Source organism: Arthrobacter sp. P1_D12, assembly GCF_056406175.1.
On record NZ_JBFUAR010000012.1, the window covers coordinates 162825 to 185209 of the forward strand.

The window sequence follows — 22385 nt, forward strand, 5'->3', positions numbered from 1 at the left end:
TCATGCCCGAGCTGGCGGCTGCTTCACGACGTAGCCGCGCATGGAGGCCATGATTGCGGCCACACTCTGCTCCCTGGTGCGCTCCGGGTTGTACGTCTGGCGGTCCAGGCCCACCACGAAGCAGGCCCCAAAGATTGCCGTTTCCAGGCTGCCCCGGGAAACGGCGGAATCCACGGGGTAGACGGCGGCGACGCCGTCGATGGCAGAGCCGATCACCGCGAGCAGGCGCCCGCGGAGCTCGGCGAAGGTGTCCTGCCATTCGCTGGGGGTGCGCCAGCTTTCGCTGACCCAAAGCCGCGCGAAGGACGGGTACTCGGCCATGAAGTCCATGGCCTGGCCGATCATCTCCTCCATGGCGGCGAGGGGGTCGGCGGAGCCGTCGCGGACACTCAGCAACCGCGCCAGCAGGATGTCCACGCCGTGGCGCAGCAGCTGGGCGATCAGGTCCGACTTGCTGCCAAAGTTGTAATACACCGTGCCCTTGGACACCCCGGCTGCCGTGGCGATCTCGTCCACCGTCACGCCCGCCGCGCCGCGCTCCCCGATCAGTTCCATGGACGCCTCGAACAGTTTCTGCTTCGTGGCGTTCGTGCGGGCGGGACGGAGCTTCTTCTCTCCGGTCCCCACTGTGCTCATACGGCGATCTCCGGTTTTAGGGACTTCAGGGTCCAGAACTTGTGCTTGTGAACGGCCAGCGTGGAAAGCGCCGCCCCGAGCACAGTGTACCCAAGGAGGCCAACCACCGTGGGCACGATCAAGGAAAGGTCTGCGCCGTAGATCAGGTGCCGCATGCCGGCCACCACATAACCCATAGGCAGCGCCTCGTGGACAAAGTGCAGCGGCTGCGGGGTGGTTTGCCACGGGAAGGTTCCGCCGGAGGAAACCAGCTGCAGGACCAGCAGGATAAGCACCACGAATTTCCCGGGAGTTCCCAACAGGGCCACGACGCCCTGGATGATGGCACTGAAGGCCATGGCGGCCGCCAACATGAACAACCACATCAGCACCGGGTGGGCAGGCTTGAGGCCCAGGCCCAGGTCCACCACGAGGGTGAGCAGCGTGGCCTGGATGACTGAAACGGCAAAGAACGGCAGCCAGCCGCCGACGGCGATCTTCCATGACGGGGCGTTGGACGCCAGCGCGCGTTGCGTGATGGGCCGCATGGCCTGGACCAGCATGAATACGCCGATCCACAGGGCCAGGGTCAGGAAGAATGGCGCCAGGCCGGCACCGTACGACGCTGCCTTGGCCTGAGAGACGTCGCTGACGGCAACAGGGTCCGCGATCACCTTTGACAGGCTGTTCTTCTGGGCGTCATCGGGATTGGGGATCTTCCCGGCACCCTTGTCCAGCTCTGAGGCCAGGGTGGCGGCGCCATCCGAGGCCGTGCGGGCGCCATCCTCCAGCTGGCCCGCCCCGTCGTCGAGCTGACGGGCGCCATCTGCGAGCCTGGCAGTGCCGTCGACAGCGCTTTGCTCGCCCGCGGCCAGCGCGGCCGAGCCAGCTGAGAGCTGGGTGGCGCCGGCTGAAGCCTTTGAGATGGCATCAGTCAGGGCCGGCGTTGCTCCCGCAAGTTTGGCCGCCCCGGAACTTACGGCGGCGGACCCGTCGGCAAGCTGCTGGATCTGGGCTGCATCCGTTTGGATTCTGGACTTCGCATCGGCCACCGGGCTTGAGGCTGCGGCGGTATCGAAATCGGCCAGGATTTTGCCGGCCTGGTCGGGGGTGATGATCCCGGCGGCAATCAGACGGCTGTTGGATTGCACCACACGGTCCCGGAGGCCCTTGTCAGCAGCACTGAGTTGCCCGACGACGTCCTGGACTTTCGTGTTCAATGCCGCGTTTCCCGCCGCGACTTGCGCGGCGCCGTCCGCGAGTTTCTGCGAGTCGGCAGGGAGTGTGGCCGTCCTGTCCTTCAGCTGCGTCAGGCCGGCGCTGAGCTGGCCGGCGCCGGAATTGAGCTGGTTGGCGCCATCGCGCAGCTTCATTTGACCGGCGGCGAGTTCTGCGACTCCGCCGTTCAGCTGGCTCGTTCCGGAATGCAAACTGACTGCCCCGTCCCGGAGTCTTGCAATGCCGTCGGAGAGTTTTCCGGCCCCGTCGGCGGCCTGGACTATCTGAGTATGGATTGTGCCGAAGCCCGTCAGGAGCTGGTTCGCTGTCTCCTCGCCCACCTCCTTGGCAACCGTCGAATGCACGGCAGCGGTCAGCTTGTCCACGATGTTGCTGAGGACGTAGTTGTTGGCATCGTTGGTGGTGACATTCAGCATGGCTTGGTTCGCGGCGTCAAAGCTGCCCGGGGAGACCAGGTTGGCCGAGAAGTCCTTGGGAATCTTGAGCGCGAACGCGTACTTGCCGCTGCTCACGCCCTGGTCCGCTTCCGCGGCGGTGGTGACTTTCTGCCAGTTGAAGACGTGGCCGTCCACGAGGCTGTCGGCGACCTTTTTCCCGGCCTCGAGCCGGGTCCCGTTGCTGGCGGACGCGCCGGTGTCCTCGACTACCAAGGCGGCGTCGATCTGGTCCAGGTTCCCGTACGGATCCCAGTTGGCGTAGAGGTACACCGCGCCGTACAGCAAAGGCACCATGGTCAGCGCCAGGATGGTCAGTTTGGGCAGGAGCCCGCCAGTCATGCGCTTGAGCTCGGAGCGGGCCAGCCGCAGAACAGTCACTTTAAGGCCTCGGTTTCGAACGGGATGGGTTCAGGGTTCCGGTGTTTCGCGGGATGGCCTTCTGTCGTCTGCGCATCAGGCTGGGAGGGGTCCGCGGATGCGTCAACGATGGAAACCGTTGCGGCGGCAGCCTCAACGGCGTTCCCGATTGCGGCGGAGGGCCCGGTCCAGCCGTCCGGCAGTGCCGCGACGGTGGCGACGACGGCGAGCGGCCGGCCGCCGTCGTGCGCCAGATCTTCCAGCCTGGGAAGCCAGTCCGCGGGATCTGCGCTGTGCCTGTCCGGAGAATCGACCACCAGCAGATCTGTTCCGGGGTTGGCCAGGGCAAGGGCGGTGAGCAGTTCGACGCGTCGCCGGGCCGGAATCTGTTCGGTCCAGAGGCCGGCAATGTCCTCGAAGCGGTTGACCTTGAGCCAGGGTTTGCTCAGCAGAGCACCGCGATAGCGCCGGGGGATGAGCGCGAGGTCCTCGGTGACGAGGTCGCCCACGCTGAGATGCTGTTCGGGCTCGTTGACACCGGGGGAGTCCACGAGTGCGCTGGCCAACCGGAGGCGCTTAATCTTGGAATTTCCGTCCCAGCTGAGCACTCCCCCGGAGGGCTTCATCCGGCCGCTGAGTGTGAGGGCGAGGGCTGTTCGCTGGTCCTGGCCGTCGCCTTCAACCAAGAGCAGCTCCCCGGCACGTACCTCAAGGGACGTGGGTGGGAGCAGGTCATTCCGGCGCCCGTTCACACGGAGCTGTTGCACGGAGAGCATGTAAGCCTTTCGCAGGGTCTAGTCTGCTTCAAGGCTAACCGAACTGACTGGTCAGTTCAAATAGACTAGCCGCTTGTGATCAACGGATCACAGGCCATAGCTTTCGAGCAGGCGAAGCCAGACTTCGCTGATGGTTGGATAGGAGGGCACGGCGTGCCACAGCCGGTCCAGCGGGACTTCCCCCACCACCGCAATGGTGGCTGCGTGCAGGAGTTCAGCGACATCCGGGCCGGCGAACGTGGCGCCCAGCAGCACCTTGCGGTCCTCGTCGATGACCAGCTGCGCCCACCCTTCATAGTGTTCGGCGTGCAGCGAGGAGCCGGCCACCTGGATGGGGAGTTCCACGGCGGAGGCCCGGAAGCCGTCCTTCTCCGCCTGCGCCATGGTCCGGCCGACGTTCGCCAGTTCCGGATCGGTAAACACCACGTTCGGCACCGCATGCTCGGAGGCCGTCTGGGCAAAGCGGCTCCACGGTGCCGGCTCGCCGGTGAGTTCGCCCTTGGCCCGGGCGGCAATGGCGTCTCCGGTGGCCCGGGCACCGTACTTGCCCTGGTGCGTCAGCATGGCCCGTCCGGCGGCGTCGCCGGCCGCGTAGAGCCACGGGTTGCCGGACGCATCGTTCTCGGTGGCGTGGTGGACTAGTCCGGTGGAATCGGTGGTGAGCCGCAGGGTCCCGCCCTCGGGTGCCGGGAGGCCGACGCTGTCCAGGCCGAGTCCTTCAAGGGCGGGGTGCCGGCCGGTGGAGACGAGCAGCTTGTCCGCCGTGATCGTGGCGCCATGGGCCGTGCCGTCAGCGGGACCGGCGCCCGGGCCGTCCTTGGGGCTGCTCTTGGGGCCGCCGTCGAGCATTACGGTAAGGGAGCCGTCGTCGTTCTCATGCACGCTCCGCGTACCGGTGTGCAGGCGGAGGTCCACGCCATCGGCGCGCAGGCCGGCAGCGACCAGGTCTGCGGCCTGCTCCGGGAAAACGCCCAGGAGCCCGCCGCGGGCCACGAGCGTCACGGACGAACCAAGGCGGGCATAGGCCTGGGCGAGTTCGACGCCGGCAACGCCGCCGCCGAGGACCGCAAGCCGCGGGGGAACCGCGCGGGCTGAGGTCGCCTCCCTGGTGGTCCAGTACTCGACGTCGTGAAGCCCCTCGACCGGCGGCTGGTTCGGGGCGGAGCCCGTGGCGACCACCACGGCGTGCCGGGCCGTGAGTGCGTAGCTGTTGCCGTCCAGCCCGGCCACCTCGACGTGCCGCGGGGCGGTGATCCAGCCGTGGCCGCGGATCAGTTCGATGCCTGTGTCCTCCACCCACTTGACCTGGCTGTCGTCCTGCCAGTTAGAGGTGAAGTAATCCCGGCGCTTCAGCACGGCTGCCGGATCCAGGGTGCGGGTGACCGCTTCCTGGGCGCCGGGGACCGTCTGCGCGCCATGCAGCGCAGTGCCCGGCCGCAGGAGCGCCTTCGAAGGCATGCAGGCCCAGTACGAGCACTCGCCGCCGACCAGCTCCGCCTCGATGAGCACTGCTGTCAGGCCGCCGCGGACCACACGGTCCGCCACATTCTCGCCCACGGCCCCGGCGCCGATCACAATGACATCGAATTCCCGCTCAATCTGTGCCGTCATGGCACCAGCCTACGCCGGGGCCATGGCCGGATCCGGGGGAGCTCCGGGCTCCGGCGATGCGGGCTTCCGGCGTAATGTGCCGGGCCGAACCCTTTGCAGGACGGGGGACGGTCGATACTGTTGGGACCATACTTGGGGGAGGAGGCGGCCATGGCCGCACGCAACATGACAACAGGCCCGGCCATACCGCTGGCAAGGTTCAGCGCCCAGGCCCGGCTCCGGGCGCTCCAGTCGGACATCCTGGAGCTGATCCTGGAACGCGACCTGGTTCCCGGCGACCCGCTGCCGACCGAAAACGAGCTGACGGCGGCACTCGGCGTCGGCCGCAACACCCTGCGGGAGTCCTTGAAGGCGCTCCAGGCGCTGGGCGTCATTGAGATCCGCCACGGATTCGGCATGTTCGTGGCGCCGAGCAATTTCGAGGCCCTGACCGATGGGCTCACTTTCCGCGCCCGGCTGTCGCTGCGCCATCAGGGCGAGGAAGCCCTGCAGCTCGTGGAGGTCCGGCAAGCACTCGAATCCGGCCTGGTCGGCGCCGCCATGGACCGGATCAGCGCAGAACAGCTGGCCGCCGTGGAGGAGTCCGTGAACCGCATGGAAGCGCTGGCCGACGCGGGGGAGCCCTTCATCGAGGCCGACGCGGAGTTCCACCGCAGGCTTTTCGAGCCGCTGAACAACGACCTGCTGATCAGCCTGATGGACGTCTTCTGGAAGGTCTACCGCCGGATCCACCTCGAACTCGGCGGACCGTACGCCGTCGACCTGCAGGCAACGGCCGCAGTGCACCGGGGGATCTATGAGGCGGTCGCAACGGCGGACAAGGCCCTCGCCTCCGAGCGGCTCAGCACGCATTTCGACGACATCCGCACCATCATCGTCCGGACCACGGCCTGAGCCCTGCGGCCGGGCCGCTCCGGCCCAACGGCTGCCGCCGGCGCCCAGCCCGCCGCCTAAGGCAGCCGGCCCGGCGCCCTGGCGCCTAGGGCAGTAGGCGGTTAAAGCAAAAGATCCGCCCCGGCGAACCGGGGCGGATCTTCATCTGTGCGCCCAAAGGGATTCGAACCCCTGACCTTCTGTTCCGTAGACAGACGCTCTATCCAGCTGAGCTATGGGCGCATTCTCGGCTCTTGGAGAACTTCTCGCTCCCCGAACCTCGAATTACTTTACGCGAGCCCGGGCCCAGTTACAAATCGAAACGGGTGTAATCTAGCCGACTAGACCGGTCTACGTGACCTTAGTCACAAAAAGGAGGGATGATGGCCGGCCAGTTCCTTGAATTTCCGCGGTTTTTGAATTGCTCCGCCCCGGTCATCCCACGTCCGGGCCCGAAATGGGCCCCCTGCCGAGCCCTAGCATTTAGGACACACCACTGAACCCGAGGAAGGGAACCGTAATGGGAGATCTGGCGCGACTGCCGTTGCTTGAAAAAGCACCCACCACACATGCCGGTCTACTGGCATGGGTAGAAGAGGTAGCTCAACTGACCCAGCCGGACCGGATCTACTGGGTTGACGGGTCGGAAGCGGAAAACACCCGGCTGACGGACGAGCTCGTTGCCGCCGGCACCCTGACCCGCCTCAACGAGGACCTCTTCCCCAAGTCGTTCGCGGCCTTCTCCGACCCCGCCGACGTGGCCCGGGTCGAAGAGCAGACCTTCATCTGCTCCGAGAAGGAGCACGACGCCGGCTTCACCAACAACTGGATGGCCCCGGCGCAGATGAAGGAAAAGCTGCGCGGCCTGTTCGCCGGCTCCATGCGCGGCCGCACCATGTACGTGATCCCCTTCGTGATGGGCCACCTGGACGCCGAGGACCCCAAGTTCGGCGTCGAAATCACCGACAGTGCCTACGTTGTGGCCTCCATGCGCATTATGGCCACCATCGGCACCAAGGTCCTGGACAAGATCACCGCTACCAACGCGTTCTTCGTCCCCGCACTGCACTCCCTGGGCGCCCCGCTGGCCCCCGGCCAGGCCGATGTCCCGTGGCCCTGCAACCCGGACAAGTGGATTGTCCACTTCCCGGAGGAGCGCTCCATCTGGTCCTTCGGCTCCGGCTACGGCGGCAACGCCCTGCTCGGCAAGAAGTGCTACGCCCTGCGCATCGCCTCGGTGATGGCCCGCGACGAAGGCTGGCTTGCCGAGCACATGCTCATCCTCAAGCTGACCTCGCCGGAGCAGAAGAACTACTACATCTCCGCCGCCTTCCCGTCGGCCTGCGGCAAGACCAACCTCGCCCTGCTGGATCCGACCATCGAAGGCTGGAAGGTCGAAACCCTCGGGGACGACATCACCTGGATGCGGTTCGGCAAGGAAGGCGAGCTCCGCGCCGTCAACCCCGAGGCCGGCCTGTTCGGCGTGGCTCCGGGCACCGGCTGGGGCACCAACCCCAACGCGATGCGCGCCATCGCCAAGGGCCACAGCATCTTCACCAACGTCGCCCTGACGGACGACGGCGGTGTGTGGTGGGAGGGCATGACCGACGAGGTGCCCGCGCACCTGACCGACTGGCAGGGCAACTCCTGGACCCCGGATTCGGACAAGCCCGCCGCCCACCCGAACTCCCGCTTCTGCACGCCGATCGACCAGATCGACATGCTGGCCGAGGAGTACTACAACCCGGACGGCGTGGAGCTTTCCGCGATCCTGTTCGGCGGCCGCCGCAAGACCACCATCCCGCTGGTCACCGAGGCGCGCAGCTGGTCCAACGGCATCTTCATGGGCTCCACCCTGTCCTCGGAGACCACCGCCGCGGCAGCCGGTGCCGTCGGCGTTGTCCGCCGGGATCCGATGGCCATGCTGCCCTTCATCGGCTACGACGCAGGCGATTACCTGAACCACTGGGTCAACCTGTCCGCGAAGGCTAACCCGGAGCGGCTGCCCAAGATCTTCCTGGTCAACTGGTTCCGCCGCAATTCCGAGGGCGGATTCGCCTGGCCCGGATTCGGTGACAACGCCCGGGTCCTGAAGTGGGCCATCGAACGCCTCGAGGGCAAGGCCGACGCCGTGGAGACCCCCATCGGGTTCGTCCCCACCGCTGACGCGATCGACCTCAAGGGCCTGGACATGACCCCGGCCCAGGTTGAAGAGGCCGTCCGTGTCGACCCCGCGGAGTGGACCACCGAGCTGGCCTCGATCGAGGAGTGGTTCGCCAACTTCGGCAGCTCGCTGCCCGAGGCGCTGCGCGCCGAACTCGCAGGACTGAAGGAGCGCATGGCTGCCGAGCAGTAGCAGCCAGCACAACAGCACCTATAACAGTGCAATAGCGACGGCGGCCCCGCATCTTCCSGGAAGATGCGGCCCCCGACCTGCTCGCGGTAAGCGAGATTCAGGAGTTCCTCATGCTTGTCAACGACGACATCGATGCTTTGTCCAGCGCTGTCAGCGGCCCGGTCGCGTTGCCGGACAGCCCCGAATTCGCGGAGGAGACGTTCGCCTTCAACGTCGCAACAGTGCACCGGCCCGACGTCGTTCTGGGGGCCGCAGATGCCCTTGACGTCGTGGCCGCGGTTAAATGGGCGGCCGAGCGCAGGCTTCCCGTGTCCGTCCAGTCCACCGGGCACGGCGCCGAATCGGCGATCGATGGCGGCCTGCTCATCAACACACGCCGGCTGCAGGACCTGCAGATCGATCCGGATGAACGCACCGCACGCGTCGGCGCCGGGGTGAAGTGGCGCACCCTCTTGGAGGCCAGCGTGCCGCACGGGCTCGTCGGATTGCACGGCTCCAGCACCGACGTCGGCGTCGTCGGCTACACGCTCGGCGGCGGGCTGCCCGTGCTCGGCCGCGCCCACGGCTTCGCGGCGGACCATGTCCGCAGCATGGAAATTGTTACGGCCGACGGCGCGCTGCGGCGGATCGACGCCGACGCCGAGGCCGAGCTGTTTGCACTGATGCGCGGCGGCAAGGGCAACCTGGGGATCGTGACCGCCCTCGAGTTCAGTCTCTTTCCGTTCAGTGACTTCTACGGCGGCGGCATCATCTATCCCGGGGCGGATGCGGCCAACGTCCTGGCTGCCTTCCGCCACTGGCTGCCCACGCTGCCCGAAGATGCCTCACCCTCGATCTCGCTGCTGCGGCTTCCGGATATGGACTTCGTTCCCGAGCCGCTGCGGAACCAGTTCGTCGTGCACCTGCGCTTTGCCTTCCTGGGCAAGCGCGAGGCCGGCGACGCGCTGCTGGCCCCGATGCGGGCGGTCTCGACCCCGTTGATGGACACGGCCGGGCCCATGAGCTACCTCGACGTTGACCAGATCCACATGGACCCGGCGGACCCGCTGCCCTTCATGGACGGCGGCGCGCTCCTGAAGGATTTCGGCGACGATGCCGTGGCTGACCTGCTCGAGCTCACCGGGGACGGTTCGGACTGCCCGCTGCTGCTGGTGGAGGTCCGGCCGCTCGGTGGCGCGCTGGCGCGGACTGCTGCAGTGCCGGATGCGTTGCCGGACGCCGTGTCGGGGCGGGACGCGGCCTTCCTGCTGTTCCTCGTCGGGTTCAAGATACCGCCCCTTGCCGAGGCCGTATCGGCCTCCATCAGCGGGATCCTGGCCGCGATGGCTCCGCACTCCACCGGGTACACGCTGGTCAATTTCCATGGCGAGCCGGGCGACGAGGCCGACCGGGCCCGGGCGTGGTCTCCTGAGGTCTATGAGCGGATGCGGTCCGCGAAGTCCACGTACGACCCCGGCAACCTCCTGCGCTTCGGCCACGCGATCACCGGGGTGCCGTCGGCGGGCTGACGCGCTCTGTGCGGGCTCCGCGGGCACCGCTTCACGACGGCGGCCCCCCACCTTCACGAAGAAGTGCGGGGCCGCCGTCGATGAGTGCTTTAGCTGGCGAGCCAGATGTCCGGGCCGAAGACCTCGTAGTGGATCTTCGTGGCCGGGATGCCGGCGTTGATGGCCTCGTTGCGGATGTTCTTCATGAACGGCAGCGGGCCACACAGGTAGAGCGAGGCGTTGGCCGGGAGGTCCACCTCGCGCAGGGACATAAAGCCTGCGTTGGAACCGGCTTCGGGCTGCTCGAGCCAGAGCTGCAGGTCGGCGCCGTCCAGGCGTTCGACGTCGTCCGTCATCTGGGAGCGCAGCGCCCAGCTGTCCAGGGTGCTTTCGGCGTGCAGGACCAGGACCTGGCGGTCCGAGCCGGACTCGGCCAGGGAGCGCAGAATGGACGCCGTGGGCGTGCAGCCGATGCCGGCCGAGGCCAGGACCACGGGGCCGTCGCCCTCCGCGAGCGTGATTTCGCCGTAGGGGTTGGAGATTTCGATGACGTCGCCCACGGCCACGTTGTTGTGCAGCACGGGGGAAACCTCGCCGCCGTCGTCGAGCTTGGTGGTGAAGCTGCGGCTGGTGCCGGCGTCGCCGGAGAGGGAGTACTGGCGGACCTGGCGGAGCCCGTCCGGAAGCGTGACCTTGACGCTGACGTACTGGCCCGGCAGCGCCGCGGTGATGGGGGTGTCGTCTGCCGGTTCCAGGGTGAAGGTCATGGAGCCGGTGCCGGCCGGAGTCTTGGCGGCAACCTTCCAGGGGGTCCACATCTTGGCGTTGGCCTGGGCGGCGTAGAGGCCCTTCTCGAGCTTGATGAGGGCGTCCGCCATGAGCCAGTAGACCTCGGTCCAGGCTTCGGCGATTTCGGGGGTGATGACCTCGGCGAGGTCCTCGGCGATGGCGGCGAAGAGGTGCTCGTAGACCACCTGGTACTGCGGTTCGGTGATGCCGAGGGAAGCGTGACGGTGCGCGATCCGGGACAGCACGGTCTCCGGCAGGGTGTCCGGGTTGTTCACCAGGTGGCTGGCGAAGGCGGCGATGCTTCCGGCCAGGGCCTGCTGCTGATTGCCTGAGCGCTGGTTGGAGCGGCTGAACAGGCCGTCCAGCAGTTCGGGGTGGGCGGCGAAGAGGCGGGCGTAGAACTTGGGGGTGATGTCCCCGATCCGGGAACCGACCAGCGGCAGGGTGGCCTCGATGACGGGGAAGGACTTGTCCGAGAGCATGTTGACTCCTGAGGTAGTGGCCCGGCGTCGTCAGCCGGGTCCGCGGCGATACTTGCATTTCAAATGCAAATATCTATGCCTAAGTTCTACACTGCGTAGAAATCTATTCCAAATCGACGGGATTCCGGGCGTGGCGGCGGCGGGAATGGGCGGGTGTCAGTGGCAAGTGTCGCTGCCGGGGAAGGAACCGGTGGTGCCCACGTTCGTAAACGCCATGCCGGACGGCGGCCCGAACCTGCCGGGCCGCTTAAAGCCCCGGGCGCAGCCCGATCGCCGCAAAGACGGGCGCCATCTGCCGGGAGGTCGGCAGCGACGCGATCACGATCCCGTCGAGTTCGCCATAGAAGGCTTCGCGGGCCCGGGCCAGCGCGGCCCGGAGCCGGCATTCGGTGATGAGCGGGCACGTCCCGCCCGTGGCGACGCAGTCGGCCGGGTCCAGGCGGGTGTCGAGTTGGCGCAGCAGCTGGCCGACCGTTGCGGTCCGGCCGGCGCTGCTCAGCCGGGATCCGCCGTTGCGGCCGCGTTCGACCTCGATCAGCCCCAGTGCGCGCAGCTTCGCCATCGCCTTGCTCACGTGGTTGTACGGCGTGCCGACAGCGTCGGCGATGCTCTGGGTGGTCAGGAGCCCGCCGTCCGGAACGGCCGCGAGCACCAGCAAAGCGCGAAGGCTCACATCGGCGAACGCATTGATCTTCATATCCCCAGCCTAAGGGCGGTCTAGTCCACCCAGACGGCGGGCTCGTTGGTATCGGCGGCCAGCTGGCCGAATTCGAGTTCGTGCGTCCCGGCGTTCGCGGCGTAGGGCAGTACGGCGGCGAACAGGGAGCCGTCCTGGTGCTCTGCCGCGACGTGGATGGCGTCCGAGTCTTCCTCGAGCAGCGTGATGTCGCAGACGACGGCGGCGGCCCGGAACTCCTCCCGGTGCTGCCGGAGCAACTCGTGGAGGTCCCGGATCATGGCGTCCGCGTCGAAGTCGGCGTCCGATCCGTCGCTCGCGTCGGCGGGTGTGACTGCCACCAGCCGGACTTCGCCGTCGTTCTGCACCACCAGGGCGAAGGGCAGGAAGCCGCCGTTGCGTTCCAGCTGCTCCTGCGCGGCACCGACGCCGGTGCCGAGCAGGTTCTCCAGGTCCGTGGCGCTGGCGTCCGGCACGGATTCGCGCCAGGATCCGGTGTTGGCGGATTCTTCCGGGTGTACTGCCACCGCTAGCCCCGGACCAGCGCCAGGACGCGGTCGCGGACGCGTTCCATGGTGGCGGCGTCCGTGGCTTCAACGTTGAGGCGCAGGAACGGTTCGGTGTTGGACGGGCGCAGGTTGAACCAGTAGCTGCCGTCGGTGGCGATGAAGGTGCTGCCGTCGAGGTAGTCGACCTCGACGTCCTCGTCGTGGAAGTCCTCGCGGACCCGCTCGACCGCGGCGGCCTTGTCCTCGATTTCCGAGTTGATCTCACCGGATGACCGGTACGGCTCGTATTCGCGGCCGAGTTCGGAGAGCGGGCCCTCCTGTTCGCCCAGGGCGGCGAGGACGTGCATGGCGGCCAGCATGCCGGTGTCCGCATTCCAGAAGTCGCGGAAGTAGAAGTGGGCCGAGTGTTCCCCGCCGAAGATGGCCCCTTCCGCGGCCATGACGGCCTTGATGAAGGAGTGCCCCACGCGGGTGCGGACGGGCCGGCCGCCGTGGCGTTCGACGAGTTCGGGAACCGCGCGGGAGGTCAGCAGGTTGTGGATGACGGTGGGCGTGTCTTCACCGAGGCCCTGGGCGCGGGCGATTTCGCGGCGGGCCACCATACCGGTGATGGCCGACGGCGAGACAGGCGCGCCCTTCTCGTCGATCACGAAGCAGCGGTCGGCGTCGCCGTCGAAGGCCAGGCCGATGTCCGCGCCGTGCTCGACGACGGCGGCCTGCAGGTCGCGCAGATTTTCCGGCTCCAGCGGGTTGGCCGGGTGGTTCGGGAAGGATCCGTCGAGCTCGAAGTACAGCGGCACGATCTCCAGCGGAAGCTTGGGCAGCAGGGCATCGCCAAGCACGGCGGGGGTGGTGAGGCCGGCCATGCCGTTGCCGGCATCCACCACAACCTTCAGCGGCCGGGAACCGCGCAGGTCCACCAGGGACCGCAGGTACTCCGCGTAGCCCTTGAGGACGTCCTGCACGCCAATCAGGCCAGTGCTGCCGGCCGCGGGGATGGCGCCGGCGTTGAGGTATTCCTCGGCGCGGGCCTGGATTTCCATGAGCCCGGTTTCGGAGGAGATCGGCACGGCGCCGGCCTTGGCCATCTTGATGCCGTTGTATTCGGCCGGGTTGTGGCTCGCGGTGAACGTGGCGCCGGCGGCGTTGAGGGCCCCGCACGCGTAGTAGAGCTCGTCGGTGGAGATCAGGTCCAGCAGCTGGACGTTGGCGCCGCGGGTGGCTGCGCCGTTCGCGAAGGCTTTGGCGAACTCGGGGGAGGAAGGGCGCATGTCCCCGCCCACCAGCACGGTCTGCCCTGTGAGTTCCAGGACGTCGACGAAGGCGGCACCGACGGCTTCGACGATCTCCGCGGTGATGGATTGCCCCACGATTCCGCGCACGTCGTAGGCCTTGAACGAGGTCGAGAGGTCAAAAGTCTTTGTCTTATCCGTAGTCACGCGTCTTATCTTACGTTGCGGCCCTGACGCGCCGGCCTGTCCGCACCGTTGTCTACACGCCTGGTTTGTGCACATAGCAGGTACCGGCTTCGTGGCTGTCGGAGGGGGCTGGGATACTGAAGCAATGGCCAGTAACCAGAACGCCCTTTCCAGCACTGCCCTCGCCGACCCCACGGCCTCGACCCGGGAACAGGCCCAGAACGTACTGCGGGAGCTCGTGGGCCATCCTGAAGCCGAGTTCCATGACGGCCAGTTCGAGGCCATTGAGGCCCTGGTCGACGGCGGCAGGCGGGCCCTGGTGGTGCAGCGCACCGGCTGGGGGAAGTCGGCCGTGTACTTTGTCGCCTCCCTGCTGCTGCGCCGCCGCGGCGCCGGGCCCACCCTGATCGTGTCCCCGCTCCTGGCCCTCATGCGGGACCAGGTCGCGGCCGCGGCGCGGGCCGGGGTGCGGGCGGTGGCGATCAACTCCGCAAACCAGCTGGACTGGGACACTGTCCGCGAGCAGCTCGCCGCCGATGAAGTGGACGTCCTGCTGGTCTCGCCGGAACGACTCACCAACCCGTCCTTCCGGGAAAACCAGCTGCCCGAGCTCGTCCGCCGGACCGGGCTGCTGGTGATTGACGAGGCCCACTGCATCTCGGACTGGGGCCACGACTTCCGCCCCGACTACCGGCGCATCGCGGACCTCATCACGCAGCTCCCGGACACGGTCCCGGTGCTCGCCACCACCGCCACGGCCAACTCCCGGGTGGTGCATGACATCGAGGAACAGCTCGGCAAGGACGTGCTCACCATCCGTGGCGCCCTGGGCCGGGATTCGCTCCGGCTCGGTGTCCTGACCCTGCCCGATTCCCGCGAACGCCTCGGCTGGCTGCTGACCCACCTGCAAGATCTGCAGGGCAGCGGCATCATCTACACCCTCACCGTGTCCGCCGCCGAGGACACCGCCCGCCTGCTGGCCGAGGCGGGGCACGAGGTCCTCGCCTACACCGGCCGCACGGACCCCGCGGACCGGGAACGCGCCGAGCAGCTCCTGAAGGACAACCAGGTCAAGGCGCTCGTGGCCACCTCCGCCCTCGGCATGGGTTTCGACAAGCCGGACCTCGGCTTCGTCGTGCACCTGGGCGCGCCGTCGTCGCCGGTGGCGTACTACCAGCAGGTGGGCCGCGCCGGCCGTGGCGCGGCGAACGCCGACGTCCTGCTGCTGCCGGGATCCGAGGACCGCGACATCTGGCAGTACTTCGCCACGGCGTCCATGCCGTCCGAGGAGAAGGCTGCCGCGGTCCTGACGGCCCTCGCCGAGGCAGGCACGGCGGTGTCCACGGTGGCGCTCGAGGCCCGGGTGGACCTGCGCCGCACCCCGCTGGAGCTGCTGCTGAAAGTCCTGGCCGTGGACGGCGCCGTCGAACGCGTCGGCGGCGGCTGGCGTTCCACGGGACAGCCGTGGAACTACGACGCCGAGCGGTACGGCCGGATCGCCGAGGCCCGGGTGGATGAACAGGACTCGATGGTCATCTACCAGGACACGGCCGGCTGCCGGATGGAATACATCACCTCGGTGCTGGACGACGAAACGGCCCGCGCCTGCGGCCGCTGCGACAACTGCGCGGGCCGCTGGTTCCGCGCCGACATCGCCGAGGACGCCACGGAGACCGCCGGGCAGACCCTGCGCCGGGCCGGCGTCGCCCTGGAACCGCGGCTGCAGTGGCCCAGCGGCATGGACCGTCTGGGCGTGCCGGTCAAGGGCAAGATCAAGCCGGATGAGGCCCTCGCGGACGGCCGGGTGCTGGCGCGCCTGACGGACCTTGGCTGGGGCGGGGCCCTGCGGGAGGCCTTCGCCGCCGGTGCGCCCGACCGGCCCGTGGACCCGGGCATGCTGCAGGCCTGCGTCCAGGTGCTCCGGGAGTGGGGCACCGGAGATGCCCGGACCGCTGGCTGGAGCGGGGCCGGCCGGCCTGCCGCGATCATCAGCCTGCCCTCCCGCGGGAAGCCGTTGCTGGTGGATTCCCTGGCCCGCGGGATCTCCGAGATCGGCCGCATCCCGTATCTGGGCCAAATGCAGCTCAACCACGGCGGACCCACCGGCGGCCGTGGCGGGAACAGCGCCTACCGGCTCGCCGGCGTCTGGGACCGCCTGGTGGTGGGACCGGAGCTGGAGGAGGCTTTGGCCGGAATCCGTGGCCAGAGCGTCATGTTGGTGGACGACCTCGTGGACAGCCGCTGGACCCTGACCGTCTCCGGCCGGGCCCTCAGGCTCGCGGGCGCCGGCGCCGTTCTGCCGCTGGTGCTGGGCCAAGCCGGCTGACCTCAGCACCGGCGTGGCGGGGGAGGGCCAGGCTGTCCAGGGTGCTCAGGAGCATCAGGACCGCGATGGCCAGGAACGCCGCCCGGTACGGCGCCGCCGGATCACCGGCGACCCCGGTGGATCCCGCGCGGCTGCCTGCCTCGAAGACCCGCAGCAGGAGTGCCCCGACCGCGATCCCGGCCGCGGTGGCGAGCTGCACGAGCGTCGCGGAGACTGCGTTGGCGGACGGCAGCTGGGCCGGGACGACGTCGGCGTACTGCACGGACGCGTACGCCGAGAATCCGATCGAGCGGAACGCCCCGCTGGCCACGAGCACCGCGACAATCAGCGGTTCCGGCGTGCCGGCGTCGAGCAGCGCGCACAGCGCAAAAGTGGCCGCGGAGGCCAGAGACGCGAACGCCAGGACGGGCTTGAACCCGAAACGCCGGATCAGGGGCGTCGTGGCGGGCTTGATCCCGATGTTCCCCACGAACACGGCCGACACCATCGCCCCGGCGCGCAGCGGGTCCCAGCCGAAACCGACCTGGAACATCAGCGGCAGCAGGAACGGCACCGCGCTGATGGTCAGGCGGTACACGAAGCCTCCCGTCGCCGTCGCGCGGAACGTCCGCGTGCCGAAGACGGACAGATTGAACAGCGGCGTGCTGGTCCGCCGCATCCAGGCCGCGGCGGCGGCCAGGAACAGCAGGCCCGCAGCGATCCCCGCGGCCGCCAGCAGTCCGGCGTCCCGGCCGCCCATCAATTCCAGGCCGACCAGCAGGGATCCCACCCCGAGCGTGGTCAGGACCAGTCCGAGCCAGTCCAGGCGCCGCGTGCTGTCGCCGCGTGCTGGGGGGACCAGGCGCAGCGCGGCCAGGAAGGCTGCCAAGCCAAGGGGGAGGTTGACCAGGAAGATCCAGTGCCAGGACAGGTAGGTCGTCAGCGCTCCGCCCACCAGCGGGGCGAGGACCGGGGCCAGCAGCCCGGGCCACACGAGGAAGGCCGTCGCGCGCAGCAGATCCTTCTTCGGGGTGCCGCGGAGCACCACCAGCGTGCCCACCGGGACCATCATGGCGCCGCCGGCACCCTGCAGGACACGGCTCAGCGTGAGCATGGTCAGGTCCTGGCTGAGCGCGCAGAGCAGTGACGCGGCTGTGAAGCTGGCGATGGCGAGGCAGAACACCCGGCGGGCACCGAGCCGCTCCGCGAGCCAGCCGCTGAGCGGGATGCCCATCGCCACCGTCATCAGGTACGCGGTCATGGTGATGTTCACGTCGGCGGCCGGCACCGCGAAATCGGCGGCGATACTGGGTATGGCGGTCGTAAGGACGGTCCCGTCGAGGAATTCCATGAAGAACGTCGCGGCCACCAGCAGGGCCAGTCGCGGGCTCCAGCTGCCCCCGGCAGGGTCCGCGCCGCGCGGGGAGGCGTTCATGCGCGTGTCCCCACGGTCCGGTTCACCCATAGCGCCGGCTCATCCATTGCACTGGTTCACCCATTGCACTGGTTCACGCATGGTGCAGGGGTGGTTCCGATTCCAGCACGGCCATGGCGGCGTTGTGTCCGCCGATCGCACTGACGGCGCCGCCGCGGCGGGCGCCGGAGCCGCAGAGCAGGATCTGCGGATCGTCCGTGGCCACGCCCCAGCGGCGCGCCGGGGTGTCCAGCGGTTCGCCGTCCTCCACGAACGGCCAGTCGAGGCCGCCGTGGAAGATGTTGCCGCGGGGCATCCCGACGGCGCGTTCAATGTCCAGGGTGGTCTTGGTTTCGATGCAGGGCCGCCCGTCCGGACCGGTCAGGAGCAGATCCTCGACGGGCTCGGCCAGGACGCAGTTCAGGGAGGCCAGGACGGCCGCCTGCAGTTCGGCGCGGCGGTCCTCGTTGTTCTCCGCCGTGACCAGCCGGTTCGGGACGTGCAGGCCAAAGACGGTCAGCGTCTGGGCGCCGGCGGCCTGCAGTTCCGGGGACAGGATGGTGGGGTCGGTCAGCGAGTGGCAGTAGATTTCGCACGGCAGCGGCGAGGGCACGGATCCGGCGGCGGCGGTGCTGTAGGCGGCGTCGAGCTGGGACCAGGTCTCGTTGATGTGGAACGTTCCGCCGAACGCGGCCTCGGGGCTGACGGATCCGTCCAGCAGCTCCGGGAGGCGTTTGAGCAGGAGGTTGACCTTGACCTGCGCGCCCTCGCGGTGATGGTTCGGGTTGGGGCCGGCAGCGGCGCCGGCTGACAGGCCGGCGGCAGGCCGGCCGCGCAGCCGGTCGAGGACCACGGGCGCCACATTGGACAGCACCCACCGGGCGGAAGACGAATGGTCCTGCCCGCCGTGGCGGTAGTCCACGGCGCCGCCGGGCCGGACGGCGGTGACGTCCGCGGAGGTCAGGATGGTCGCGCCGGCGTCGCGCGCGGCCCGCTCCAGTTCGCCGGAGACCGCGCCCATGCCGCCGACCGGCACGTCCCAGTCCCCCGTCCCGCCGCCGATCAGGTGGTAGAGGAAGCAGATGTTTTGCTGCAGGTCCTCGTCGTCAGCCCGGGCGAAGGTACCGATCAGCGCATCCGTCAGGACCACACCGCGGACCAGGTCGCTGCCCAGCTCCCGGCGGATCGCCTGTCCGATGGGATGTTCGATCATGGCCTCCCACGCCGCGTCGGCCCCGGCCCGGGCGGCGAGGGCCCGCGCGTCGGACCGCGCCAGCAGCGGCGCGGTCATGGTGGGCCAGAGAGCCTCCGTGAGCTGCCGGCACGCGGCGTAGAACGCGGTGAAGGCGCCGAACTCGCCGTCGGGAGCGCCGACGGCGGCGAACGACGCGGCCGTGGCGGCCTCGTCCCCGTTGTCCACCAGCAGGGCCCGGCTGCCGTCCGCGGGGTCCGGGGTGTAGGAGGAATAGCGCCGCCGCGCCAGCGTGATGCGCAGGCCGAGGTCGTCGATGATCTGCCGCGGCAGGAGGCTGACGAGATACGAGTAGCGCGAGAGGCGGGCGTCGACGCCGTCGAACGCGTGCGCGGAAACCGCTGCGCCGCCGGCGTGTTCCAGCTTTTCCAGGACCAGGACGTCCCGCCCGGCCTTGGCCAGGTACGCGGCCGCGGCCAGTCCGTTGTGGCCGCCGCCGACGATGATGGCGTCAAATTCCGTGTTGCTCGACATGGGCCTATCCTGCCATCCGGATCCGCCAGCGGGCGTGAGGCGTCCGGCCACCGGACGGTCCGGGCCGGGGGGACGTGACTGCCGGGGGCAGACCAGCGCGAATGAACGGCGTCGATCCGCCCTGATCTGCCCGGGAACGCAAAAGGCCCCGGTCCGAGGACCGGGGCCAAACGCGGAGACGGGGGGATTTGAACCCCCGGTGGAGTTGTGCCCCACACTTCATTAGCAGTGAAGCCCATTCGGCCGCTCTGGCACGTCTCCAATTGCTAATAACTAGCCAACCAAGGATACGCAGAAGGTGCCACGCAGTGCAAAACGGCCCGCTCCAGGGCAACGCGGGGTGAGATCCGGCCCATGCGGGCCTCCGGATGGGGGCTAAGTGACTCCGCGTTGCTTGGGTGTGGGCCTTATGCCTCGGTGCCGGCGAGGGCCCGCCACAGGAAGTGCTGGCTGCGGCTTTGCAGGGCCGCCGCCTGCCGGTTGTCCGAAGCCCCCGCGTGGCCGCCCTCGAGCGCCTCGTGGAACCAGACATTGGGGATGCCCATGGCCTGCATGCGGGCCGCCATCTTCCGGGCCTGGACCGGCCCCACCCGGTCATCCGAAGTCGCCGTCCAAATAAACGTCTCCGGATAGTCCACGCCGTCCTTGAGCAGGTGGTACGGCGAAAACGTCTTCAGGAACTCCCACTGCTCGGGCACGTCGGGGTCGCCGTATTCGCCGATCCAGGAATAGCCCGCGGACAGTTTGGTGTACCGGCGCATGTCCAGGAGCGGGACCCCGCAGGACACGGCGCCAAACAGCTCCGGGTACTGGGTGAGCATGTTGCCCACCAGCAGTCCGCCGTTGGAGCCGCCCACGCAGCCGAGCCGCTGACGGGACGTGACGCCGCGGGAGATCAGGTCCTTCGCGACGGCGGCGAAGTCCTCGTACGCCCGGTGGCGGTTGCCCTGCAGCGCGGCGCGGTGCCAGTCCGGCCCGTACTCGCCGCCGCCGCGGATGTTCGCCACCACGTAGACGCCGCCGCGGCGGTGTGTGCCCTCGCCCTCTACGCCGCTGGACTCCGCCGTGCGCCGCTCCAGCCACGCCCGGCCGATCGCGCCGCTGTACGCCGGCGTCCGCGAAATCTCGAAGCCGCCGTAGCCGGAAAGCTGGGTCGGGTTCTGGCCGTCCAGCACCAGGTCCTTGGCGGCCACCTGGAAGTACGGAACCTTCGTGCCGTCGCTGGAGGCCGCGAAGTGCTGCTGGACCTCGTAGCCGGCCTCGTCGAAGAACGACGGCGAGGTCCTTATCACCTCGTGCGTGCTGGTCACGCCTTCGGCAGCCCCGCAGTCACTGTCGCGGGCGAGTGTCCCGCGGGTCAGGGTGGTCGGCGTCGTGAAGCCGGTGGCCACCAGCCAGAAGTCGTTCCCTGCGCCCGGCGCCTCGGCTTCGGCGACCCAGGCGGCGCCGCCGGTACCGTCGTCCTCCGAGCCTTCGGCGTCGTCCTCGTCATCCACCGCGAAGGCATTGACGTCGTGCAGGGGCGGGCAGGCGTCCAGCACAGTGGCCGCCCAGGCGGCGTCCGTGCCGGGGCGCCGCGGATCCAGGACGTGGATCTCCGAGGACACGTCCCGGAGCAGGTTCAGCAGCAGGAAGTCCCGCGTCCAGCTCCAGGACTGCAGGGAGGTGTGCGGATCGGGCGTGAAGAGCACGGCGAGGTCCCGGGAACCGGCGAGGAAGTCCTCGAAGCCGGCCGCGAGCAGGGAGCCCGCCGGGTGGGTGGTGCCGTTGACGGTCCAGTCACGCTGCGGGCGGAACAGCAGCCATTCACGGTGCGAGCTCAGGTTCACGTCCGCCGGCACGTCGATCTGCACCCAACCACCATCGCGCAGCACCGAGGTGTTCTTCTCGAAAAAGCTGATCCAGTCGACGGCAAACGTGCGTTCGAAGCCCGGTGTGGAGTCGTGGGCCACGATCGCCATCATGTGGTCCTCGGGAATGTCGAACAGCTGCTCGGCCTGGGACAGGGACTCGCCGCGGCGCAGCTTAACCCCGGTGCGGGCATAGGACGAGGTGGTCCGCGGCAGATCGTTGGCGGTGGTGGCGACCAGCAGGGTGTCCCCGTCCAGCCAGGAGGCATTGCCCTTGCCGGTCGGGAGGTCGAAGCCGCCGTCGGCCGGGTCCACGAAGCCGCGGGCCTCGACGTCGAACTCCCGGTGGCGGTTGGCGTCCCCGCCGTCGGGGGAGAACGCCAGCAGGGCCCGCCGGTGGGGTTTACCCGGGGCCGGGCGGAGGAAGTTGGCGCCGTGGAAGACCCAGTCCTGGCCCTCGGCGGCGGCGAGGGCGTCGACATCCAGCAGGACATCCCACTCGGGGGTCCCGGCCCGGTAGCTGTCCCAGCTGGTGCGCCGCCACAGGCCCCGGGGGTTGTCCCGGTCCTTCCAGAAGTTGTAGTACCACTCGCCATGCTTGCCCACCATGGGGATCCGGTCGGTGGAGTCGAGGACCTCCAGGATCCGGTCTTCCAGATCGGCGTAGTCGGCGTCCTCGAGGAGCTCCTCGGTGCGGGCGTTCTGTTCACGGACCCACGCCAGCTGCTCCTGGCCGTAGATGTCCTCCAGCCAGATGTTCTCGTCGACGGGTTCGGGGGAAGTCACTCCAGCCGGGAGGGCGCCGGTGGCCTCGCCGGACGCGGACGGGTGGTCAGCTTCTGTGGTGGTCATTTTCCCATCCAAGAACATCGGTGCGGCAGTGGCAAGTCACACGGAGGTCAAGCCGGCGGCCGGGTTGCCGATACGCTGGATGCCGTGGGCATATCTCGAAGCATCCGGACGGCAGTGATAGGCGCCGGTCCCCGGGGCACGAGCGTGCTGGAACGGCTCCTCGCCAACTGGGCCTCCGCCGGCTCCGCGGACACCCTGCACATCGACGTGGTCGACCCTTACCCGGCAGGCCCGGGGCACGTCTGGCAGCCCGGACAGTCACGGCTGTACCTGATGAACACGCAGTCCTTCTATCCCACCGTGGTCCCCGAAGACCCGGGACTCGTGCCGCCCCTGGCCGGGCGCACATTCGACCAGTGGCGCGAACTCCAGCACGCCCACCCGCACCCTTCGCTCACTGACGACGAACGTGCCGAGCTCTCCCGGCTCGGCGAGGCGGACTTCCCCAGCCGGGCCCTCTACGGCCGTTACCTGCGGTCCACCCTCGAGGAACTGCTCACCGTGCTGCCGGGCGGCGTCAGCGTGGACTTCCACGCGGCGGCGGCGACGTCCGTCCGCCACGCCGCCGCGGAGGCCGCCGCGGCGCCGGGCCCGGACCTGGCCGCCTCCGGGC

General features: G+C 68.8%; 16 protein-coding genes and 2 tRNA genes. 5 read left to right on the forward strand and 13 right to left on the reverse strand.

What is annotated here, in order from left to right:
• The 4 genes from AC1DZV_RS10875 to AC1DZV_RS10890 all read right to left on the reverse strand — a co-directional run bounded on the left by AC1DZV_RS10875 (position 1) and on the right by AC1DZV_RS10890 (position 5035).
• Positions 1-636 carry a TetR/AcrR family transcriptional regulator gene (locus AC1DZV_RS10875; RefSeq protein WP_476949822.1) on the reverse strand — a complete coding sequence of 212 codons (636 nt, stop codon included), beginning with the start codon at positions 634-636 and terminating at the stop codon, positions 1-3.
• Positions 633-2669 carry a YhgE/Pip family protein gene (locus tag AC1DZV_RS10880; RefSeq protein ID WP_476949821.1) on the reverse strand — a complete coding sequence of 679 codons (2037 nt, stop codon included), beginning with the start codon at positions 2667-2669 and terminating at the stop codon, positions 633-635. The genes AC1DZV_RS10875 and AC1DZV_RS10880 overlap by 4 nt, the downstream gene beginning before the upstream one ends.
• Positions 2666-3424 carry an ABC transporter ATP-binding protein gene (locus AC1DZV_RS10885; protein ID WP_476949820.1) on the reverse strand — a complete coding sequence of 253 codons (759 nt, stop codon included), beginning with the start codon at positions 3422-3424 and terminating at the stop codon, positions 2666-2668. The genes AC1DZV_RS10880 and AC1DZV_RS10885 overlap by 4 nt, the downstream gene beginning before the upstream one ends.
• Before the next feature lie 87 nt (positions 3425-3511).
• On the reverse strand, positions 3512-5035 hold the full coding sequence (locus tag AC1DZV_RS10890; RefSeq protein WP_476949819.1) for a dihydrolipoyl dehydrogenase family protein: 1524 nt from the start codon (positions 5033-5035) through the stop codon (positions 3512-3514).
• Positions 5036-5200: 165 nt separating this feature from the next.
• On the opposite strand from AC1DZV_RS10890, the gene AC1DZV_RS10895 reads away from it, so the two are divergent.
• On the forward strand, positions 5201-5929 hold the full coding sequence (locus AC1DZV_RS10895; RefSeq protein WP_028275178.1) for a FadR/GntR family transcriptional regulator: 729 nt from the start codon (positions 5201-5203) through the stop codon (positions 5927-5929).
• Between the two features lie 148 nt (positions 5930-6077).
• Here AC1DZV_RS10895 and AC1DZV_RS10900 read toward each other — a convergent pair.
• Positions 6078-6151: transfer RNA gene (locus AC1DZV_RS10900), tRNA-Arg, on the reverse strand.
• Between the two features lie 277 nt (positions 6152-6428).
• Between AC1DZV_RS10900 and AC1DZV_RS10905 the strand changes: the two genes are divergently transcribed.
• Positions 6429-8264, forward strand: a complete 1836-nt coding sequence (locus tag AC1DZV_RS10905; RefSeq protein WP_476949818.1) for a phosphoenolpyruvate carboxykinase (GTP) — start codon at positions 6429-6431, stop codon at positions 8262-8264.
• Positions 8265-8374: 110 nt separating this feature from the next.
• On the forward strand, positions 8375-9772 hold the full coding sequence (locus AC1DZV_RS10910; protein ID WP_476949817.1) for an FAD-binding oxidoreductase: 1398 nt from the start codon (positions 8375-8377) through the stop codon (positions 9770-9772).
• 89 nt (positions 9773-9861) lie between these two features.
• On the opposite strand, the gene AC1DZV_RS10915 is transcribed toward AC1DZV_RS10910, so the two are convergent.
• From AC1DZV_RS10915 to AC1DZV_RS10930, 4 genes are all read right to left on the reverse strand, one after another.
• Entirely contained in the window at positions 9862-11022 is a 1161-nt protein-coding gene (locus AC1DZV_RS10915; protein ID WP_476949816.1) for a globin domain-containing protein, read from the reverse strand.
• Positions 11023-11269: 247 nt separating this feature from the next.
• The gene (locus tag AC1DZV_RS10920) at positions 11270-11719 is read right to left on the reverse strand and encodes an RrF2 family transcriptional regulator (RefSeq protein WP_476949815.1); all 450 of its coding nucleotides are present in this window, start codon (positions 11717-11719) and stop codon (positions 11270-11272) included.
• A gap of 20 nt (positions 11720-11739) precedes the next feature.
• Positions 11740-12225, reverse strand: coding sequence for a hypothetical protein (locus tag AC1DZV_RS10925; protein WP_028278122.1), 486 nt, complete (start codon positions 12223-12225; stop codon positions 11740-11742).
• Positions 12226-12227: 2 nt separating this feature from the next.
• Complete coding sequence (locus AC1DZV_RS10930; protein WP_476949814.1) at positions 12228-13646, reverse strand: phosphomannomutase/phosphoglucomutase; 1419 nt, start codon at positions 13644-13646, stop codon at positions 12228-12230.
• A 124-nt stretch (positions 13647-13770) separates the two neighbouring features.
• Here AC1DZV_RS10930 and AC1DZV_RS10935 point away from each other — a divergent pair, with 124 nt between their 5' ends.
• Entirely contained in the window at positions 13771-15951 is a 2181-nt protein-coding gene (locus tag AC1DZV_RS10935; protein ID WP_476949813.1) for a RecQ family ATP-dependent DNA helicase, read from the forward strand.
• On the opposite strand, the gene AC1DZV_RS10940 is transcribed toward AC1DZV_RS10935, so the two are convergent.
• From AC1DZV_RS10940 to AC1DZV_RS10955, 4 genes are all read right to left on the reverse strand, one after another.
• Positions 15896-17365 (reverse strand): MFS transporter, encoded by a 1470-nt coding sequence (locus AC1DZV_RS10940; protein ID WP_476949812.1) that lies wholly within the window; start codon positions 17363-17365, stop codon positions 15896-15898. The genes AC1DZV_RS10935 and AC1DZV_RS10940 overlap by 56 nt on opposite strands.
• A gap of 73 nt (positions 17366-17438) precedes the next feature.
• Positions 17439-19070 (reverse strand): phytoene desaturase family protein, encoded by a 1632-nt coding sequence (locus AC1DZV_RS10945; protein ID WP_476953701.1) that lies wholly within the window; start codon positions 19068-19070, stop codon positions 17439-17441.
• Positions 19071-19243: 173 nt separating this feature from the next.
• A tRNA-Ser gene (locus AC1DZV_RS10950) sits at positions 19244-19331 on the reverse strand.
• Positions 19332-19477: 146 nt separating this feature from the next.
• Positions 19478-21772: a prolyl oligopeptidase family serine peptidase gene (locus AC1DZV_RS10955; protein ID WP_476953702.1), complete on the reverse strand. Its 2295-nt coding sequence runs from the start codon at positions 21770-21772 to the stop codon at positions 19478-19480.
• Positions 21773-21856: 84 nt separating this feature from the next.
• On the opposite strand from AC1DZV_RS10955, the gene AC1DZV_RS10960 reads away from it, so the two are divergent.
• On the forward strand, positions 21857-22385 hold a 529-nt coding region (locus tag AC1DZV_RS10960; RefSeq protein ID WP_476952515.1), incomplete at its 3' end, for an FAD/NAD(P)-binding protein.

Coding starts and splice junctions, on each gene's coding strand:
- AC1DZV_RS10955 (WP_476953702.1), bottom strand. CDS start 21,772: ATGACCACCACAGAAGCTGACCACCCGTCCGCGTCCGGCGAGGCCACC.
- AC1DZV_RS10910 (WP_476949817.1), top strand. CDS start 8,375: ATGCTTGTCAACGACGACATCGATGCTTTGTCCAGCGCTGTCAGCGGC.
- AC1DZV_RS10905 (WP_476949818.1), top strand. CDS start 6,429: ATGGGAGATCTGGCGCGACTGCCGTTGCTTGAAAAAGCACCCACCACA.
- AC1DZV_RS10920 (WP_476949815.1), bottom strand. CDS start 11,719: ATGAAGATCAATGCGTTCGCCGATGTGAGCCTTCGCGCTTTGCTGGTG.
- AC1DZV_RS10940 (WP_476949812.1), bottom strand. CDS start 17,365: ATGAACGCCTCCCCGCGCGGCGCGGACCCTGCCGGGGGCAGCTGGAGC.
- AC1DZV_RS10895 (WP_028275178.1), top strand. CDS start 5,201: ATGACAACAGGCCCGGCCATACCGCTGGCAAGGTTCAGCGCCCAGGCC.
- AC1DZV_RS10935 (WP_476949813.1), top strand. CDS start 13,771: ATGGCCAGTAACCAGAACGCCCTTTCCAGCACTGCCCTCGCCGACCCC.
- AC1DZV_RS10875 (WP_476949822.1), bottom strand. CDS start 636: ATGAGCACAGTGGGGACCGGAGAGAAGAAGCTCCGTCCCGCCCGCACG.
- AC1DZV_RS10885 (WP_476949820.1), bottom strand. CDS start 3,424: ATGCTCTCCGTGCAACAGCTCCGTGTGAACGGGCGCCGGAATGACCTG.
- AC1DZV_RS10890 (WP_476949819.1), bottom strand. CDS start 5,035: ATGACGGCACAGATTGAGCGGGAATTCGATGTCATTGTGATCGGCGCC.
- AC1DZV_RS10915 (WP_476949816.1), bottom strand. CDS start 11,022: ATGCTCTCGGACAAGTCCTTCCCCGTCATCGAGGCCACCCTGCCGCTG.
- AC1DZV_RS10945 (WP_476953701.1), bottom strand. CDS start 19,070: ATGTCGAGCAACACGGAATTTGACGCCATCATCGTCGGCGGCGGCCAC.